Below are 17991 nucleotides of genomic sequence, written 5' to 3' on the forward strand. Positions count from 1 at the left end.
CGATTTTTTATTTTAAAGTTTGTTCACTCAGTTTTTTAACTTTCGGAAGTATTTTATTTAAAGGTACTTCCTTCTTTCTCGCCCAAGTCGTCTCGTCCATTGGATCATATTGTTCTAGAAATTGAATGACTTCCCGAACAATTGGAGTTGGGGTAGAAGCACCAGCTGTAACAGCTACTTTCTTCGCATCTTTTATCCAATCAAGTTGAATTTCTGAAATATCCGCTATTCTATAAGCCTTTGTACTTGCAATTTCCTCCGACACTTGTGCAAGTCTGTTGGAGTTGTTGCTTTTCGGGTCGCCAACTACTATTAGAACGTCAGCTTGACCTGCCTGATTTGCTACTGCTTCTTGTCTTACTTGCGTAGCTAAACAAATTTCTTTATGAATCTCCACATTAGGGTATTTTTCTTTTACTTTTTCCATAATGTGTTGAACATCCCATTGGCTCATCGTCGTTTGGTTTGTTACGATAATCTTTTCATTTTGGATGTTCAATTGATTAACATCCTCCAATGTTTCAACTAAATGAACAATGTCAGGTGCTACTCCAACAGCACCCTCTGGCTCTGGATGTCCTTTTTTTCCTATATAAATAACATCAAATCCCTGATCTTTTTTTTCTAAAATAAGATTATGTGTTTTTGTAACATCAGGGCAGGTTGCATCAATTGTAACAAGACCTTTTTGCTTTGCTAGTTCCCGCACTTCCGGTGAAACACCATGTGCAGTAAAGATAACGGTTCCCTCATGTACTTTTTCAAGTATCTCTTTCCGGTTTTTTCCGTCAAGAGTAATAATACCTTCTTCAGCAAATGCATCTGTAACATGCTTATTATGAACAATCATGCCCAATATATAGATTGGACGAGGTAATGATTTATCTAAAGCTGCATTACGTGCAACGACCATCGCATCAACGACGCCATAGCAATAACCGCGTGGGGATATTTTAATAACCTCCATGAAAAATCCTCCTTGAGAATAAAAATATCCTCTTTAATCTATTACACATCAAAAATATTATATAAAAAAAGTGCATATATTACAAAGAAAAGATCAAATGTGTAATTGCCTGATTATCGATAGTAATGCTAAAAAAGTGAGATATTGTAAAACTCCTCCATTTAAAAAACGCTATGCGAAAAAAACACATAACGCCTATACATTTTAAATATATAATTTTGGAACGGATGCACCCTTCTTATTTGAATTTAGGGTAACTCCTTTTCGGAAATCCTTTCCCGTGATTTTCTCATTGTCTTCCTTTTTAGCAGTAGAAGATCTTTTTGTCGTTTTCCTAGTTGTCTTCTTTTTTCCTTTATTGCTAGAGGAGGTTCTTTTTACTTGTTTCTTTCTCGAGGTGCTTTTCTCTTCAATTGCTGAAGATTCTTTTTCATTTTCGTTATTATCATCAGACGATTCATCGGTATTTGAACTATTTAAGCTTCTATACATTTTAATCATCCCAGGCAGATTTCTAACTAACGGTCCATATTGCCTAACCATTGGTCCAACTTGACCAGCAGCTCGTAAAACTCCTTGTGTATTATTTAGGAATGTACTAATGGAACCGGGATTTGCTAAACTTCGTAAAAGACCTCCTCCACCACCGGTTGCTGCCCTGCTGAAACCCGCTGCTGCATTTGCAACATTACCAGCCCCTCCACCGGCACCACCGCCTGCACCGCCTAAACCGGCCCCTGCACGTGAAAAAAGTCTGGAAAGAAGACCTCCACCTCCGCCTCCTGCATTCATTCCGCCGGCACCCATTGGCATTCGACCTCCGAGACCAGCCATTCTGCCCATCATTTGCATTGGATTCTGGGCCATACCTCCACCTAACATATTTCCCGGTGATCTTCCAAGACCGCCTAATAGGTTAAATGGCGCTCTCGTCATTCCACCCATCTGCATAGGGACCCTCGCCATATTTCCAAGGAATGGTGGAAAACCTCCTGGTGGCATATTCATACCTCACGCCTCCTTTCTAGAAAACGAAATGCTCTATATTACAATATGCATAAAAGAAAAAAACGTCTTGTATTTCCATTGAATTATTATTCGCAATATAAATGACCTTCCTTCTTTTCTATAAAACCTCGGTCAGGGTGGAAGTTTTCTTGAATGTCGATTATAATAACAAAATGGACTTTTCATTTAACACGCCTATTTTTCATTGTAAATAAAAGAAATTCCTTCACAAGGAGAGTGATATTTTGAGTGAAAATCGTTTTTCTATTTTCCACTTTAAACCATTCATTGAAAAAGCAATAAATGATCTTGGTTTTTATGAACCAACAGAAATTCAAAAGAAAATGATTCCAAATATTATGCGTGGAGAGAGTGCAATTGGACAATCCCAAACTGGTACGGGAAAAACTCATGCCTATTTATTACCAATTATTCACTCCATTGATCCAGGCAAAGATGAGGTACAAGCTGTAATTACAGCTCCGACTCGGGAATTAGCCAGCCAAATTTACCAGGAAATCCAAAAGATAACGAAAGCAAATGAAGATTCCCAAAGTATCATTCATTCGCGCTTATTTATTGGAGGCACGGATAAACAGCGAACGATCGAAAAGTTGAAGAAACAACCGCACATTGTTGTTGGAACTCCGGGAAGAATTAATGATTTAATAAGGGAACATGCTTTATTTGTTTATACAGCTAAAACACTTGTGGTGGATGAAGCTGACTTAATGCTGGATATGGGCTTTTTATTTGACGTGGATCAAATTGCTGGACGAATGCCAGAGGAATTGCAAATGTTGGTGTTTTCAGCAACGATTCCGGAAAAAATGAAGCCTTTCTTAAAGAAATATATGGAAAATCCAACATACGAGCATGTACAGCCAAAACATATATCCGCCGAAAATATTGAACATATTCTCGTTCCGTTAAAAAGTCGTGAAAAGATTGGACTACTATATGAAATTCTAGGGATGATTAATCCATATCTTGCCATTGTCTTTACGAATACAAAAGCAATGGCAGATCAAGTAGCGGATCAACTTATTGATAAAGGGATAAAGGTTGGGAAACTCCATGGAGATTTAACCCCACGGGAGCGTACAAAGGTAATGAAGCAAATTCGCAACCTTGATTTTCAATATATTATTGCTACTGATCTTGCTGCACGTGGAATTGATATAGAAGGCGTCAGTCATGTAATTAATTATGAGCTTCCACAAGATTTGGACTTTTATATCCATCGCGCAGGAAGAACAGCTCGGGCTGGTGCTTCCGGAATCGCCTTAACCATATACGAGACATCTGATGAAGATGCATTAAATCGTTTGGAGAAAATGGGAATTCATTTTCTATATCAGGATATTAACAAGGGAGAATGGATTCAGCTTGAAGATCGAAACAAACGAAGTAAGAGAAAGAAAACGCAAGATGAAATCGAAGAAAAAGCGAGAAACTTGGTGAAAAAGCCGAAAAAGGTAAAACCGGGTTATAAGAAGAAAATAAATAGACAAGTAGAACAAATCAAGAAAAGGGAACGAAGACTTCAAAAACGCAAATAGAAATTTGAAGAGAGTGTTTTCGCTATTGTCGCTTGCAGTCTTTAGAAGTAAATCCGAAGTATGCTTGGCTTTGGGGAATCTTTTCTTGCCAAGTTTATTTATTTTTTAACCATTTAAGGTTGTTATCTAGATTTCATATACAAAAGAAATAAAATTTAAGAAAAGAGCCTTTGAAAGGGAGTTGTGAGAAATGGTTAAATTGGGATCACATGTTTCCATGAGTGGAAAAAAGATGCTACTTGCAGCTAGTGAAGAAGCGGTATCGTATGGTGCTAATACATTCATGATCTATACTGGTGCACCTCAAAATACAAGACGGAAAAAAATTGAAGACTTGAATATTGAGGCTGGACTGGCACACATGAAAGAGCATGGTATTGATGAAATTATTGTTCATGCACCATATATTATTAATATTGGAAATGCAGTAAATCCGAGTACTTTTGAACTTGGAGTAAATTTTCTTCGATCCGAAATCGAACGGACAGAAGCCATCGGTGCAAAACAAATCGTTTTACATCCTGGAGCACATGTAGGCGAAGGCACAGAAATAGGAATTAAGAAAATTATTGAAGGTTTAAATGAAGTTTTAACTGGTAATGAAAAAGTCCAAATCGCCTTAGAGACTATGGCAGGTAAAGGATCCGAATGCGGACGTTCCTTTGAAGAGCTTGCTCAGATTTTTGATGGTGTAAAACATAATGATCGATTATCAGTTTGTTTTGATACATGTCATACTCATGATGCTGGATATGATGTTGTCCATAATTTCGATGGCGTATTAGATGAATTTGATAAAATTCTTGGGATTGATAAAATGAAAGTACTGCACATCAATGACAGCAAGAACATATGCGGAGCAAGTAAGGATCGTCATGAAAATATTGGTTTTGGTCACATTGGCTTTGATGCTTTAAGTTATATTGTTCACCACGATCAGTTGAAGGACATTCCGAAAATACTTGAAACGCCATATGTAGGGGAAGACAAAAACAATAAAAAAGCGCCTTATAAGCATGAAATTGCGATGTTAAGGAATAAAAAATTTGAGGAAAATTTATTAGAAACCATCATGAATGATTAATAAGAAGATCGGATTAGCCTCCGATCTTCTTATTTTTATTACTTGGTAAATTGCACTAGAACCTTATTTATTTCTTTAGCTATTTCAGGACTCGTAAGCTTTGCTACATCTTTAACAGCCTTTGCTCGGTCACTGTCACTAAAAATATTGAGATTTTTACCTCGTAAGTAGGCTGCAATTTTACTGGCATCCGCTTTCGTTAATTTAACATTAAATTGTTTTGCATACTTAAGTAATTCATCACCTGTGATTATGTTGATTTTGTAATTAATCACATTTTGTAATAATTTCATCGCACATCACTCCCTCCTTGAAACATATGAAGGGGACACAAAAAATGTTCCTATTTTTATAGGCAATTTCTCAAACGAAAACAATATTTTGCAAGGAAAAAATTTTACAGACTGCTTGATTTGAGGTATACTCATAAATGTTCTAAATCGGAATGATTATTATCGAAAGGGAGAACATTCTTTGGAAAATCCGATTATTAATGTAAAAAATATCAGCTTTCGATACGAACGTGAATATATTATTGAAAATATAAACCTATCTGTACTATGTGGAGCTTTTTTTAACGCTTGTTGGTCCAAATGGATCAGGTAATTCCACTTTGTTAAGTAGCCGCAAGTATGAGATTTTTGTGAAGGGGTTTAAACAAACGATTTAAATTCCATTATTCTTTGAGAGATATCTGTTATCAATGGATTAATAAACGGATTTTATTTAATTTGGCTCACAAGTGGAACCATTGTGATGATTTCCATTATATTATTACTAATTTCTTTTCTCATAAAACGCACTGAAAAACATTTATTAACGACAAGGGAAGAAGAGGTGTAATGTGGCATGCACTTAGCAGAAGCTATGCAAACACTTAAGGAAAAAGGGTATAAGCATACGGGGAAACGAGAACAAATGCTAGAGCTATTTGCTTCCAATAATAAGTATTTAACTGCAAAAGATGTTCTAGAATATATGAAAGAGGATTATCCGGGTTTAAGCTTTGATACAATATATCGCAATCTGTCCTTATTCGCTGAGTTAGAAATCCTAGAAGCCACGGAGTTATCTGGGGAAAAGCACTTTCGATTCAGTTGTTCGACGAATAATCACCATCATCATTTTATTTGTTTGGATTGCGGAAAAACGAAAGAAATTGAAATTTGTCCGATGAATCATATTGAGGAAGATATGAAAGGATATGAAGTATCAGGACATAAATTTGAAATTTATGGCAAATGCCCTGATTGTATAACCCATCATCAAATGTAAAAAATCATAAGGAGTATGTTTCCTTATGATTTTATTTTAACCCAATTATTTATCCAAGCATCTGCCTCGCTCCAATTTTTTACTCTAATAACACCTTCAGGAATGGGATCTCGGTTATATGGGGTATCAAACAAAATAACTGGAATGCCTAATTCTTCATGAATCATGACAGCATTATCATGTTTATCCTCGAAGAATACATCTACATTATATTTTTTTGCCGTTTCCACTTTATGATGGGATCCAATTAATTCAATATGGTGATATTTAATATCATTTTGATTAAACCAAGTATTTGTTACTTCAAGAAGATTCGAACTCCTTGCACTGATAAAATATAATTCAAATTCTTCTTTCCATTTATTTAAAACCTCTTTTGCTCCCACTGCAAGCGGTGACTGTGCGTAAATGACCGGTTCTGTTTTAATGAACCATTCATAAAATTCATCAGCAGGGATATCAATAACATTTGTTAGTTCATACTCTGTGATATCATCCAACGTTAAATTTAATTGATATTCTTTGTTGATGAATGGCAATAGTGCATCTGGACTTGTAACCGTGCCGTCTATGTCAATGCCAAATCTCTTTTTCATAAAGATGATACTCCTTAAGCGTAATTTTTAAATAAGCTAAAAATGCTACTAACAAAGTTTAACATATAATGTATAAACCTGCGAAAAATATTGTATTTTTCCTTTAAATAGTTGCGTAATAACTCAACGGTATAAATAGGCTTTGAAAAGCACATATTATAAATGCTCCTGCTCTTACTCTAGAAAGTGAGGGGATAGCATTGAAAGAAGATACACGTTATGACAAGCTTGATAATGAAGTACATGATGTCGAAGATGATCACGATATACATGATGCAGAAGATTTAGATAACATGTATGGAGCTCGAAAAGTCGACGATAATCATCATGATTTTGATGAAGAAGCAGCTGCAGAAATTGCAACACCTGTTCAAATGAATCGGTATGAACGATATGAGGATAGGGAAGATAATGACAGGAATGATGTGGATACTGGTGGTCGGGCAATTGGCTGGGCCGCTTTAGCATTATCGATCATATCATTATTTGTGTTACCGGTAATATTAGGTGCAGCAGCAGTTGTTCTTGGTTTTGTAGCCCGTCATAAGGGTGCTGGAACCTTAGGGGCATGGAGTATTGGTATTGGGGTCGTTTCCATCATCATAGGGATATTTGTTCTTCCATTTTTTTAAATGGAGTTCCATTTGTATCGTAGGAGCTAAAAAAAAGAGCGTGCCAATTGGCCACGCTCTTTTCTTACTGATTTAGTTCTGCTGCTTGTTTTTTAAAGTACTCTTCAGCTACAATATCGATTTCTTTCTTCAATTCCTCTACCATTGTTTCTTCAGGAACCTTTCGAACAATTTGCCCTTTACGGAACAATAATCCTTCTCCTCTTGCCCCGGCAATTCCAATGTCTGCTTCTCTTGCTTCACCAGGTCCGTTTACCGCACAACCAAGCACGGATACTTTAATTGGAGCTTTTATTTTTGAAATATATTCCTCTACTTCATTTGCAATACTTATTAGGTCGATTTCAATTCTTCCGCATGTTGGACAGGAAATTAATGTTGCCGCATTTGAGGAAAGTCCAAATACCTTTAATAACTCTCTGGCAACTTTTACCTCTTCAACAGGGTCGGCACTTAAGGAAATACGCAGTGTATTACCGATGCCTTTATTTAAGATTGCACCAAGTCCCGCTGCACTTTTTACTGTTCCGGAGAATAACGTTCCTGATTCAGTAATACCAAGATGAAGTGGGTAGTCAAATGCTCTTGCAGCTTTATCATATGCTTCAATTGCAAGATTAACATCTGAAGCTTTCATAGATACAATAATATCGTGGAAGTCGAGATCTTCCAGGATTTTAATATGATGTAAGGCACTCTCTACCATGCCATCAGCAGTAGGGTATCCATATTTTTGTAAGATATGTCTCTCTAAGCTTCCTGCATTAACTCCAATACGAATCGGAATACCGCGTTCCTTCGCAGCTTTTACAACTTCTTCAACTTTTTCCCTTTTTCCAATATTACCAGGATTTATTCTGATTTTATCTACTCCGCCTTCAATTGCTTTTAAAGCTAAACGATAGTCAAAATGAATATCCGCAACTAAAGGAATATTGATTCGTTTTTTTATTTCTGGAATTGCATTTGCTGCACGTTCATCCGGGCATGCCACCCTAACAATTTGACATCCTGCTTCTTCTAAGCGTTCAATTTGACGTACAGTTGCATCCACATCATGTGTTTTGGTTGTTGTCATACTTTGAATAAAAAGTTCATTACTGCCGCCGATCGTCAAATTTCCGACTTTTACGGGGCGTGTTTTTGAACGATGTATAAGTTCACCCAAGGGTTTTCTCTCCTTTATATTTAACAACTCATATGATAATTAAATTAATATACACATAAGTATTTTATCACTTCTATTCAAATTGACAAGAAATACCCACTCACCTTTTTTTGTAAACGGGAAATTTATATTCCTGCCCAATCTGAATCTCCTCGGGTTTAATACCATTATTTAATTTTTGAAAATCATGGATAACTTTATTAATTGGTACAGAAAGCGGTCCTTTTTCTAATTGCTCGACTATTGTTAGAACAGTCTCACCAGGCTCGACTTCTTTTAGTTGAAATGGAACGGTAGGTTTAGCGGTTGTTTCTTGGGGAGTTTTTACCTCTGAAGCATGTGTTGCGGCGGGAATCGTTCCAATTTTTAAATCATAATAGACACTATATAGGACAATGATTGCTACAATTAAGGCTACGAATTTTTTCAAAGTGAATGCCCCCTATGGATTGGATATATCATGTATATATGCTTGTCCAAGGGGAGATATGACTGTAAAACGAAAAAAATTTTCTAATGATGAATAAATCCGCTAGCATATAAGCGTTAAAAATAGAATATTTTACAAAAAAATTACCGAAAATCATTTTCAAAATGAAAAAAACTGGCGTCTGCCAGTTTTTTTAAGGGATAAGAAAGTATAAAATTTTTCAACATCTAAATAATTTAACAAGTTTAATCTTGTCTAGCTACAGCGCCTATCGGCTAGCGGATTTCTCCGTCTCCTCCCTACGATAAGTCAACATCAATTGAAAATGGAAGTGCTATTTTCACTTGTTCGTGAACTACCTCACTGTGTTTCCTTTATCTCGAGCCTGCGACTACGAAATCCGTACGCCGATGAGCAAGGCACTTGCGCTTTTCTTATGCATCTATCTTTGGTTTCGGTATTTCACGAATAGTTAAATAAAGGAATAGAAGAGAAACGAACCAATCAATGAACATGCCACCTGGTACGCCAGTATTTAATAAGTCCATTAGCATAAAAAAGATGGTTGATAATGTAATACTGTGTGCAGATAGCCGCCATCCTTGACGATAACTTAGTTTTCTTCCGAGTGTCTGGGCGAATAATGCTCCAATGCCTGCAAATATAGAAATTTTGATAAACCCTAATGCTGAGACAAACAAATAGTAGAAAAGAAAAATGATTGGTATGGCAATCCACATAACACCCTTTAATGAATTGATAAAGCTGTCAATATCTTTATTCGTCACCTTCATATTCTCGAGAGCAGTATAAGGGAAGGTTTGGACTTGTCCATTAGCTACAATGACAAACTCATGTTTTAATAGCCCAACAGAATTACCTTTTTCTTGGACATCATTGGTACTTAAGTCACCAGTCGGATCAAATACGATAGTAACATTATTTTTGGGGATAATTATCGGACTGCTTTGTTTAGAAATTAGGTCTCCGTTTGATATGGTAAAAGACGGAAGGTCCTCTAAGAAAACTTGTTTCCCTTCTTCTAAAGCAGTTGCTGCCATTTTTGAAAAATGATAGATGCCTGGTAAAATGGATATAAACATGATTATAAATACATAAAAAATCGTTTTACCGATACCAAGAAATCGATACTTTGCAACTTCTTTTGGGGAATATAGACTCTTAACGAATCTGGTAAATATGTTCACATATTTCACTTCCTTTATATTTTAAGCTGATTATGTATATTGTTGATTTATAGCCTTATGCGTTCACGTTAACGGGTTTAGTAACTTTAGGATGAAAGCTATCGTAAATGTGGACGCTTAAAGCGGTAAGAACATCAGCAATATTATTCAAGAGTAGTTTTAAACTCCGCTATTTTCCATTGTAATAATAAAAGTTCATTATGTTAAGTATTGTTTTCTACTTTCCGTGAAAAAGGATGATGAAAAATGGAAGTTCTATACTGGATCATTATCACCGTAGTTTTTGTTATTGCTTTTATAGGTTTGGTTTATCCTATTATTCCTAGTGCGATATTTATGCTTGGAGGATTCCTGCTTTATGGCTTATTCTTTACATTCAGCCCATTAAATTGGTTATTTTGGAGCATCGAGGTATTATTCATTATTTTGTTATTTAGTGCCGACTATGTATCTAATTTAATTGGAGTAAAAAAGTTTGGCGGCTCCAAAGCGGGAGTGTGGGGAAGTACAATCGGATTAATTGCAGGCCCATTTATTATTCCGGTTGTCGGAATACTTATTGGACCGTTTCTTGGAGCGGTTTTAGGAGAGTTACTTGTGAACCGTAAACCGATTAAATCAGCCTTTAAGATAGGGATTGGTTCACTTCTTGGATTTATAAGCAGTGTTATTACAAAAGGTTTTATTCAGATTTTAATGGTTGGATATTTTCTGTTTGTTGTGCTGTAAAAATTCTAAAATTTTTATCAAAAATATAGTGCAACATATTTGATTGCTTTGCATAAATTTGTTAATCTTAAGTGGAAGAAAATTTGAATCATTTAGGTTCAAAATTGATACATAAGGAGGAGTATTAAAATGGCATTTGAATTACCGCAATTACCATACGCATATGATGCTCTTGAGCCTCATATTGACAAGGAAACAATGAATATTCACCACACAAAGCATCACAATACTTATGTAACTAACTTGAACAATGCACTTCAAGGTCAAGATGAATTATTAAACAAATCTGTAGAGGATTTAATTTCTAATTTAGACGCTGTTCCAGAAGCAGCTCGTACTGCTGTACGCAATAATGGTGGCGGACATGCAAACCACTCTCTATTCTGGAAGCTTCTTTCTCCAAATGGAGGCGGTGAGCCAACAGGAGCATTAGCAGACGCAATCAATAGCAAGTTTGGCAGCTTTGATAAATTCAAAGAAGATTTTGCTGCTGCTGCAGCTGGACGTTTCGGTTCAGGCTGGGCTTGGCTAGTTCTAAACAATGGTGAATTAGAAGTTACTAGTACACCAAATCAAGATAACCCATTAATGGAAGGTAAAACTCCATTATTAGGATTAGATGTTTGGGAACATGCATATTACTTGAATTATCAAAATCGTCGTCCTGATTACATTAAAGCATTCTGGAATGTAGTGAACTGGGACGAAGTTTCTAAGCTTTACGAAGCAGGAAAATAATGAAATAAAGCATCGGACCATTGGTTCGATGCTTTTTTGTATTTATACATTACTTCTTTTATAGCCAACTTATAACTTCTAACATTCTTATGTATAATGTCACCCCTTTTTCTAAAAAATATAAAGGATGAAAAAGGGGAGTTTTAAATGAGTAAATTACAAAAGCTGTTAGGTGAGGTTGAATTAACAAGGGATTTGACCTTGTTACTGCTTATTGGTGGCTTATATTCAATCAGTATTTCTTTATCCAATACATTCGTCAATATTTATTTATGGAAGCAATCCGGAGAATTTTTGGATTTGGCAATTTATAATTTATCTGTTGTAGTTTTACAGCCGCTTACATTTATATTGGCAGGAAGATGGGCGAAAAAAATTGACAGGGTGATTGTGCTAAGGATTGGTGTTACTTTTTTAGCACTTTTTTATTTATCTGTTCTCTTTTTTGGGAGTAGCGCATCCCATTTTATTATAATTTTAGGCGGTTTATTAGGAATAGGCTATGGCTTTTATTGGTTGGCGTTTAATGTTTTAACGTTTGAGATTACGGAACCGGAAACAAGAGATTTTTTTAATGGATTTTTAGGGACATTAAATTCGGCGGGGGGGATGATTGGACCAATATTAGCTGGATTCATCATTTCTAGACTTGCCTCCAACATTGGTTATACCATTGTATTCGGTCTATCTTTATTACTGTTCGGTGTAGCAGTAGTAACGAGCTTTTTTTTAAAGCGCAGACCAGCACACGGCAGTTATTTGTTTAAAAGGATTTTGCAAGAAAGAAAAAATAATCAAAATTGGCGTTTAATCACAAATGCTCATTTTGTTCAAGGTTTACGAGATGGAACCTTTGTATTTGTCATTTCGGTATTTGTTTTTATATCAACAGGAAGCGAATTTGCACTTGGCACGTTTGGGCTTATTAACTCTGGAATATCCTTTATTGGCTATTCTCTTGCTTCTAGGTTGATTAAAACCAAATACCGCAAAAAGTCGATATTATTAGGAGGCTTGTTTCTATATTTAGCTATTTATGTCATCGTGTTCGAGGTCACATTTCCTCGATTATTAATTTATGGAGCCATTATTGCGCTTGCGTATCCAATGATATTAGTTCCATATATTTCGATGACATACGATGTAATCGGCAAAGGTTGGAAAGCAGCTGAAGCAAGGATAGAATATATTGTTGTCAGGGAGCTTTTTCTTAATTGCGGTCGTGTCGTCTCCATCCTATGTTTTATTTTTGCTATCTCCTTCTTCAATGAACAGAAAAGCATTCCAATATTACTAATGATTATCGGTGCTGGTCATTTATGCATTTCCCTTTTTATCAGACGAGTAAAAATTCAATCATCGGGCTAACAACAAGACAGTCGACTTTTGTCGATTGTCTTTGAATATTTTTTGACAATAGGTAATCCATTCGTACTTTTCTTGATTCTACCTGTAGAATAATAAGGCTTGTTCCTTTACAATATAAGAATGAATAATTAAATGCAGGAAGGACCCGAGAACATTGAAGAAAACGAAAAAAAAGAAAAGGACACATGTTCCATTAAGGATGAATATGTTGTTTTTTGTTGTTTTTGTGCTATTTTCCTGTTTAATTCTTCGGCTGGGAATTGTTCAAATTGTACATGGTCAGGATTATAAACGAGAGATTGCACGCACGGAAGATGTAACAGTAGATACATCCGTTCCAAGAGGGAAAATTTATGATCGAAATCATAAATTGGTTGTTGGAAACAAACCGTTGAATGCAATAACGTATACTAGATCAAAAACAACATCACAAGAAGAAATGCTCAATGAGGCAAGAAAATTAGCAACATTAATAAAAAAAGACTCACCAGATGATTTAAAATCCATTACGGTAAGAGATCGTAAAGATTATTGGATTATGCTTCATCCAGATGAGGCGAAAGCTAAAATTACAGATGCAGAATGGAAGAAGCTAAAAGACGGTAAATTAAGCGACAGCGATATCTATCAAATGCAATTAGATCGAATTACAGATAAAGAAATCAATTCATTTTCTAAACAACAGCTTGCAGTTCTAGCTATTTATCGAGAAATGTCCAGCGGTTATGCACTTTCTCCGCAAATTATTAAAAATAAGAATGTTACTCCAAAGGAATTTGCGGTGGTTAATGAAAACTTGAGCTCACTTCCAGGGGTGGATACTACTACCGATTGGGAACGTTACAACGTATTTAAAAGTGATACAGGTGACGCTGTTCTTGGTTCTGTACTTGGAAATGTGTCCTCATCCAAGGAAGGTTTACCGAAAGAGCTAGTCGATTATTATCTATCACGCGGCTACAGTCGTAATGACCGCGTTGGTAAAAGTTATCTAGAGTATCAATATGAAGATGTTCTTCAGGGACAAAAAGAAAAAGTTAAAAATAAAACGGATAAATCAGGGAATGTTCTTGAATCTGAGGTTGTCAGCAAGGGAAAAAGAGGGGACGATTTAGTCTTATCTATTGATATTGACCTTCAGCAGCAAGTGGAGAAAATAATTGAAAAAGAATTAGCCAAAAATAAACCTGGGCATCGATTTTTGGATAGGGCATTTGTCTCTGTTATGGATCCAAATACAGGCGACCTTTTGACAATGGCGGGAAAACAATATGTCACTGACCCAAAAACAGGTAAAACCGTATTAGCTGACTACGCCTTAGGAAATATGACAACTTCGTATTCACCGGGATCTGTTGTAAAGGCTGCAACCGTATTGACTGGTTATCAAACAGGAGTTATTCATCCTGGCGAGGTGCAAGTAGACCAGCCTTTAAAATTTGCAGGCACGAAGGTGAAAAAATCTTGGACACCGTATGGAATGGGACCAATATCTGATTTAACCGCTTTAAAAAGATCATCAAACGTGTACATGATGCTAATCGCTATGAAAATTGGCGGACAATATACTTATGTACCGAATGGCTCATTAAGCATCAATAAATTAGATGCAATAAAAAAACTGAGATATAATTTTAATCAATTTGGTTTAGGAGTCAAAACAGGAATTGATTTACCAGGCGAATCTGCTGGTTATGGCGGTGGAGTTCCAAAAGAATCCGGTAACGTATTAGACTTTGCGTTCGGACAATATGATACTTACACTCCATTACAGCTAGTACAATATATTTCTACAATTGCAAATGGTGGTTATCGTATACAACCTCATATTGTTAAAGAGATACGTGAACCAAGTGAGAAATCAGATGAATTAGGACCAATTATCGATGAGATTCAACCAAATGTTTTAAATACTTTATCCATGAAATCTTCATGGATTGACCATGTTAAAAAAGGATTATGGGAAGTAGTAAATGAACAAGGCGGTACTGCATATGGTCATATTAATAAAGAATATAAAGTAGCAGGAAAAACTGGAACCGCACAAGGTTTATATGATGGTCCAAAAGCTAGTGAATATTGGAAAAGAAATGAATTACCTCCAATGACTTGGAATGTTACTTTTGCCGGTTATGCACCATATGATCATCCGGAAGTGGCAATATCCGTTGTTGTTCCTTGGTCATATGAAGGGACACAAGCTGACCCACACGTTAACTTAGAGATAGCTGATCAAGTATTTAAAGCTTACTTTGATTTAAAAAAGAAAAGGGAAAAAGAAGGACTCGATAAATCTAACTCAACTCAAAAAGTTGAAAATGCTAAGGATGCAAAGATTACAAATTCTTCTACTAATACTTCGAGCTCAGCACAATAATTTTGTTGACCGTTTAGTCTTTAAAGACTAAACGGTTTTTTTATTAAAATGAAATATTTTTTATTTTCTTATGGAATACATTGGATATATCCTTTACAATTGTAGAAAGGAAAAATTATGCAGTGGGGGTATTGAAATGGAAACGGTGAAAAATAAAAAAAAGCCATTTGTCCTGTTAAGAATGAACCTGTTATTTTTAATTGTCTTTTTACTGTTTTCCGTTCTTATTTTACGATTAGGGATTGTTCAAATCGTTCATGGTGAGGATTACAAGAAGGAAATAAATAAAACAAATGATGTTTCAGTTTATAACCCGGTACCACGGGGGCTAATTTTTGACCGCAATGGTAAGCTGATTGTAGGAAATAAACCGCTAAATGCCATTACATATACGATTCCGCAATCGGCAAAACCTGAATTGAAGCTGGAAGTGGCTCGCAAGCTGGCAAAACTAATAAATAAAGACTCTAAAGATGATTTTAAAGCGATAACAGAAAGGGATCGGAAAGATTTTTGGATTCTTACTCATCCTGATGAAGCAAAAGCTCTAATTACCGATCAAGATTTAGCCGCATTTAAAAAGGCTCATCTTGATCAAAAAGAAATTAATGCAAAAAGTTATCAGCTTCAACTTAATCGAATTACCAAAAAAGATATTCAGTCTTTTACAAAGCAGGAATTAGAAGTGTTAGCCATTTATCGTGAAATGAATGGATACGCCTTAACTACCCAAATCATTAAAAGAGATGTTACACCAAGAGAATTTGCCGTAGTAAGTGAAAATTTAGATAAGCTTCCAGGTGTGGACACGACGATTGATTGGGACCGATTTACTGTCTTTAAAAATGAATCCGGAGATACCGTTCTTGGTTCAGTCCTTGGGAAAGTTACCTCTTCAAAAGAAGGATTGCCTAAAGAAAAAGCACAGTATTATACAGCACTCGGGTACAGCCGGAATGACCGTGTCGGAAAAAGCTATCTTGAATATCAGTATGAGGATGTGCTCAAAGGAGAAAAAGAAAAAGTCCAAAATAAAACAGATAAGACAGGAAATGTATTAGAATCGAAAGTGATTCGAAAAGGGAAAAGAGGAGATGATTTAGTCTTATCCATCGATATTGATCTTCAGCAGGCTGTAGAGAAAATTATTCAAGACAAACTAGGAAAAGCACGAATGGGCCAGCCGTATTTGGATCGTACATTTGTATCGGTGATGAATCCGAGAACCGGAGAGCTATTAGCTATGGCAGGTAAACAATATGTAAAGGATAAAGAAACAGGAAAAACCGAAATAAATGATTATGCACTTGGAAATATGAATTCCTCCTATTCTATGGGATCAGCTGTAAAAGGTGCAACCGTATTGACTGGGTATCAAACAGGAGCTATTAAACCATATGAGATAATTAGGGATGAGCCTATATATTTAAAAAGTACAGATGTAAAGAAATCATGGAATGGCATTGGCTTTGGAAACATCAATGATTTATATGCACTTAAAAGATCTTCCAATGTATACATGTTTAAATTGGCTATGAAAGTTGGAGGACAAAATTATGTTCCTCATGGCCCATTATTATTTGATAAAATAGAAACAATTAAGAAATTTCGGAATAACTTTTCTCAATTTGGCCTTGGAGTGAAAACCGGTATAGATCTACCTGGGGAATCTGCAGGAATTGGCGGAGGTATCCCTCCTGAAAGTGGGAAAGTATTAGACTTTGCGATTGGACAATACGATACGTATACCCCGCTTCAGCTCGTACAATATATCTCAACCATTGCAAATGGAGGCTATCGCTTACAACCGCATATCGTAAAGGAAATTCGGGAGCCAAATGTTAAATCGGATGAGCTCGGACCGATTGCCCATGGTATTCAACCGAAAATCCTAAATAAAGTTGATATGAAAAGTGATTGGGTGAAACATGTGCAAGAAGGTCTAAAGCTAGTGGTGAACGATCCGTTAGGAACGGCTTATGGTGGAATTCATAATAAACAATATAAAATTGCTGGGAAAACTGGTACAGCTCAGTCGGTATATGATGGTCCAAATCGTAAACCTAATGAAATTATTTGGACTTGGAACGTAACTTTTGCCGGATATGCCCCGTACGATAATCCGGAAGTTGCACTATCAGTTGTTGTACCATATAACTTAACGGATAAAACACATGTCAACCTTGAAATTGCGGATGCAGTGTTTAAAGCATATTTCGATTTAAAGGAGAAAAGGGAAAAAGAAGGATTAAGTAATGCAGAATCAACCCAAAAGGTTGAAAATATTGAGGATGCCAAGAAGGTAGAGGCTAATTCAGATGCTAACGAGAATGAATAAAAAGGAAGATAATCAGCAACATGTTTTGTTGCCGATTATCTTCCTTTTGTAATGCTTTTTGCAATTTCTGCAAAACTCATATTATTATTCAGTTCGTATTCTCCAATTTGAATTTTACTATGATAATGATGATCGATTAAATACTGTACAAATTTCTTGCCATCCTTTACAATTCCACCTGTCTTAAGTCTTGTCCCAATCTTTTCTGGTGTCATTCCGCTTGTTATAGATAAATGATATTTAACAATTGTTTGTTTTGGATTTTCCTTTGATTGTACTTCCTTTGCCTCTTCTTTTTTGAGCTGGTTATATTTTTGTTTCCAAGTAGTTACTTCACTTTGGAGACTGTTGAGCTCGCTAATTTTAACCGATTTATACCCTTCTTTTATAGAATTTGAGTCCTTACCACTGTAAAAATGCTGATATCCCATTAATAATAAGGATGTAAATAAAAGGCCAGAAGCAAATGCTCTTGTAGTTCTTCTATCCATTATTATCTCCTCTCACATTC

General features: G+C 35.8%; 17 protein-coding genes. 9 read left to right on the forward strand and 8 right to left on the reverse strand.

Features of this window, described 5'->3' with window-relative positions:
- Positions 1 to 7: 7 nt before the first annotated feature.
- Together AN964_RS08440 and vrrA are read right to left on the reverse strand one after the other, a co-directional pair.
- Complete coding sequence (locus tag AN964_RS08440) at positions 8 to 967, reverse strand: 4-hydroxy-3-methylbut-2-enyl diphosphate reductase (RefSeq protein WP_055739253.1); 960 nt, start codon at positions 965 to 967, stop codon at positions 8 to 10.
- A gap of 204 nt (positions 968 to 1171) precedes the next feature.
- Positions 1172 to 1975, reverse strand: a complete 804-nt coding sequence (gene vrrA / locus AN964_RS08445; protein WP_055739254.1) for a VrrA/YqfQ family protein — start codon at positions 1973 to 1975, stop codon at positions 1172 to 1174.
- 245 nt (positions 1976 to 2220) lie between these two features.
- Between vrrA and AN964_RS08450 the strand changes: the two genes are divergently transcribed.
- Both AN964_RS08450 and AN964_RS08455 read left to right on the forward strand, forming a co-directional pair.
- On the forward strand, positions 2221 to 3537 hold the full coding sequence (locus tag AN964_RS08450) for a DEAD/DEAH box helicase (RefSeq protein ID WP_055739255.1): 1317 nt from the start codon (positions 2221 to 2223) through the stop codon (positions 3535 to 3537).
- A gap of 190 nt (positions 3538 to 3727) precedes the next feature.
- On the forward strand, positions 3728 to 4621 hold the full coding sequence (locus AN964_RS08455; protein WP_055739256.1) for a deoxyribonuclease IV: 894 nt from the start codon (positions 3728 to 3730) through the stop codon (positions 4619 to 4621).
- A 38-nt stretch (positions 4622 to 4659) separates the two neighbouring features.
- On the opposite strand, the gene AN964_RS08460 is transcribed toward AN964_RS08455, so the two are convergent.
- Positions 4660 to 4914: a DUF2624 domain-containing protein gene (locus tag AN964_RS08460; protein ID WP_055739257.1), complete on the reverse strand. Its 255-nt coding sequence runs from the start codon at positions 4912 to 4914 to the stop codon at positions 4660 to 4662.
- A gap of 556 nt (positions 4915 to 5470) precedes the next feature.
- Here AN964_RS08460 and AN964_RS08465 point away from each other — a divergent pair.
- The gene (locus AN964_RS08465) at positions 5471 to 5896 is read left to right on the forward strand and encodes a Fur family transcriptional regulator (RefSeq protein WP_055739258.1); all 426 of its coding nucleotides are present in this window, start codon (positions 5471 to 5473) and stop codon (positions 5894 to 5896) included.
- Positions 5897 to 5919: 23 nt separating this feature from the next.
- Here AN964_RS08465 and AN964_RS08470 read toward each other — a convergent pair whose 3' ends face one another.
- The gene (locus tag AN964_RS08470; protein ID WP_055739259.1) at positions 5920 to 6492 is read right to left on the reverse strand and encodes a hypothetical protein; all 573 of its coding nucleotides are present in this window, start codon (positions 6490 to 6492) and stop codon (positions 5920 to 5922) included.
- Positions 6493 to 6692: 200 nt separating this feature from the next.
- Here AN964_RS08470 and AN964_RS26660 point away from each other — a divergent pair, with 200 nt between their 5' ends.
- Positions 6693 to 7124 (forward strand): DUF4190 domain-containing protein, encoded by a 432-nt coding sequence (locus AN964_RS26660; RefSeq protein WP_183101948.1) that lies wholly within the window; start codon positions 6693 to 6695, stop codon positions 7122 to 7124.
- A gap of 64 nt (positions 7125 to 7188) precedes the next feature.
- Here AN964_RS26660 and ispG read toward each other — a convergent pair whose 3' ends face one another.
- The 3 genes from ispG to AN964_RS08490 all read right to left on the reverse strand — a co-directional run bounded on the left by ispG (position 7189) and on the right by AN964_RS08490 (position 9930).
- On the reverse strand, positions 7189 to 8292 hold the full coding sequence (gene ispG, locus AN964_RS08480) for a flavodoxin-dependent (E)-4-hydroxy-3-methylbut-2-enyl-diphosphate synthase (protein ID WP_055739260.1): 1104 nt from the start codon (positions 8290 to 8292) through the stop codon (positions 7189 to 7191).
- Positions 8293 to 8392: 100 nt separating this feature from the next.
- On the reverse strand, positions 8393 to 8722 hold the full coding sequence (yqfZ, locus tag AN964_RS08485; RefSeq protein WP_055739261.1) for a protein YqfZ: 330 nt from the start codon (positions 8720 to 8722) through the stop codon (positions 8393 to 8395).
- Between the two features lie 434 nt (positions 8723 to 9156).
- On the reverse strand, positions 9157 to 9930 hold the full coding sequence (locus tag AN964_RS08490) for a DUF1189 domain-containing protein (protein WP_055739262.1): 774 nt from the start codon (positions 9928 to 9930) through the stop codon (positions 9157 to 9159).
- Positions 9931 to 10176: 246 nt separating this feature from the next.
- Here AN964_RS08490 and AN964_RS08495 point away from each other — a divergent pair, with 246 nt between their 5' ends.
- The 5 genes from AN964_RS08495 to AN964_RS08515 all read left to right on the forward strand — a co-directional run bounded on the left by AN964_RS08495 (position 10177) and on the right by AN964_RS08515 (position 17480).
- On the forward strand, positions 10177 to 10659 hold the full coding sequence (locus tag AN964_RS08495) for a DUF456 domain-containing protein (protein ID WP_055739263.1): 483 nt from the start codon (positions 10177 to 10179) through the stop codon (positions 10657 to 10659).
- A gap of 129 nt (positions 10660 to 10788) precedes the next feature.
- Positions 10789 to 11397, forward strand: a complete 609-nt coding sequence (gene sodA, locus AN964_RS08500; RefSeq protein ID WP_055739264.1) for a superoxide dismutase SodA — start codon at positions 10789 to 10791, stop codon at positions 11395 to 11397.
- Between the two features lie 147 nt (positions 11398 to 11544).
- Positions 11545 to 12765, forward strand: a complete 1221-nt coding sequence (locus tag AN964_RS08505; protein WP_055739265.1) for an MFS transporter — start codon at positions 11545 to 11547, stop codon at positions 12763 to 12765.
- Between the two features lie 154 nt (positions 12766 to 12919).
- Positions 12920 to 15142, forward strand: coding sequence for a peptidoglycan D,D-transpeptidase FtsI family protein (locus tag AN964_RS08510; protein ID WP_055739266.1), 2223 nt, complete (start codon positions 12920 to 12922; stop codon positions 15140 to 15142).
- A 136-nt stretch (positions 15143 to 15278) separates the two neighbouring features.
- Positions 15279 to 17480 carry a peptidoglycan D,D-transpeptidase FtsI family protein gene (locus AN964_RS08515; protein ID WP_055739267.1) on the forward strand — a complete coding sequence of 734 codons (2202 nt, stop codon included), beginning with the start codon at positions 15279 to 15281 and terminating at the stop codon, positions 17478 to 17480.
- Positions 17481 to 17515: 35 nt separating this feature from the next.
- Here AN964_RS08515 and AN964_RS08520 read toward each other — a convergent pair whose 3' ends face one another.
- On the reverse strand, positions 17516 to 17971 hold the full coding sequence (locus tag AN964_RS08520) for an endolytic transglycosylase MltG (RefSeq protein ID WP_055739268.1): 456 nt from the start codon (positions 17969 to 17971) through the stop codon (positions 17516 to 17518).
- Positions 17972 to 17991: the final 20 nt, after the last annotated feature.

The sequence above is a fragment of the Heyndrickxia shackletonii genome, assembly GCF_001420715.1.
Classification (GTDB): domain Bacteria; phylum Bacillota; class Bacilli; order Bacillales; family Bacillaceae_C; genus Margalitia; species Margalitia shackletonii.

Excerpts from the sequence above, each read along its gene's own strand:
- AN964_RS08440 (WP_055739253.1), bottom strand. The coding sequence starts at position 967 with ATGGAGGTTATTAAAATATCCCCACGCGGTTATTGCTATGGCGTCGTT.
- vrrA (WP_055739254.1), bottom strand. The coding sequence starts at position 1,975 with ATGAATATGCCACCAGGAGGTTTTCCACCATTCCTTGGAAATATGGCG.
- AN964_RS08455 (WP_055739256.1), top strand. The coding sequence starts at position 3,728 with ATGGTTAAATTGGGATCACATGTTTCCATGAGTGGAAAAAAGATGCTA.
- AN964_RS08460 (WP_055739257.1), bottom strand. The coding sequence starts at position 4,914 with ATGAAATTATTACAAAATGTGATTAATTACAAAATCAACATAATCACA.
- AN964_RS08465 (WP_055739258.1), top strand. The coding sequence starts at position 5,471 with ATGCACTTAGCAGAAGCTATGCAAACACTTAAGGAAAAAGGGTATAAG.
- AN964_RS08470 (WP_055739259.1), bottom strand. The coding sequence starts at position 6,492 with ATGAAAAAGAGATTTGGCATTGACATAGACGGCACGGTTACAAGTCCA.
- AN964_RS08495 (WP_055739263.1), top strand. The coding sequence starts at position 10,177 with ATGGAAGTTCTATACTGGATCATTATCACCGTAGTTTTTGTTATTGCT.
- sodA (WP_055739264.1), top strand. The coding sequence starts at position 10,789 with ATGGCATTTGAATTACCGCAATTACCATACGCATATGATGCTCTTGAG.
- AN964_RS08505 (WP_055739265.1), top strand. The coding sequence starts at position 11,545 with ATGAGTAAATTACAAAAGCTGTTAGGTGAGGTTGAATTAACAAGGGAT.
- AN964_RS08515 (WP_055739267.1), top strand. The coding sequence starts at position 15,279 with ATGGAAACGGTGAAAAATAAAAAAAAGCCATTTGTCCTGTTAAGAATG.
- AN964_RS08520 (WP_055739268.1), bottom strand. The coding sequence starts at position 17,971 with ATGGATAGAAGAACTACAAGAGCATTTGCTTCTGGCCTTTTATTTACA.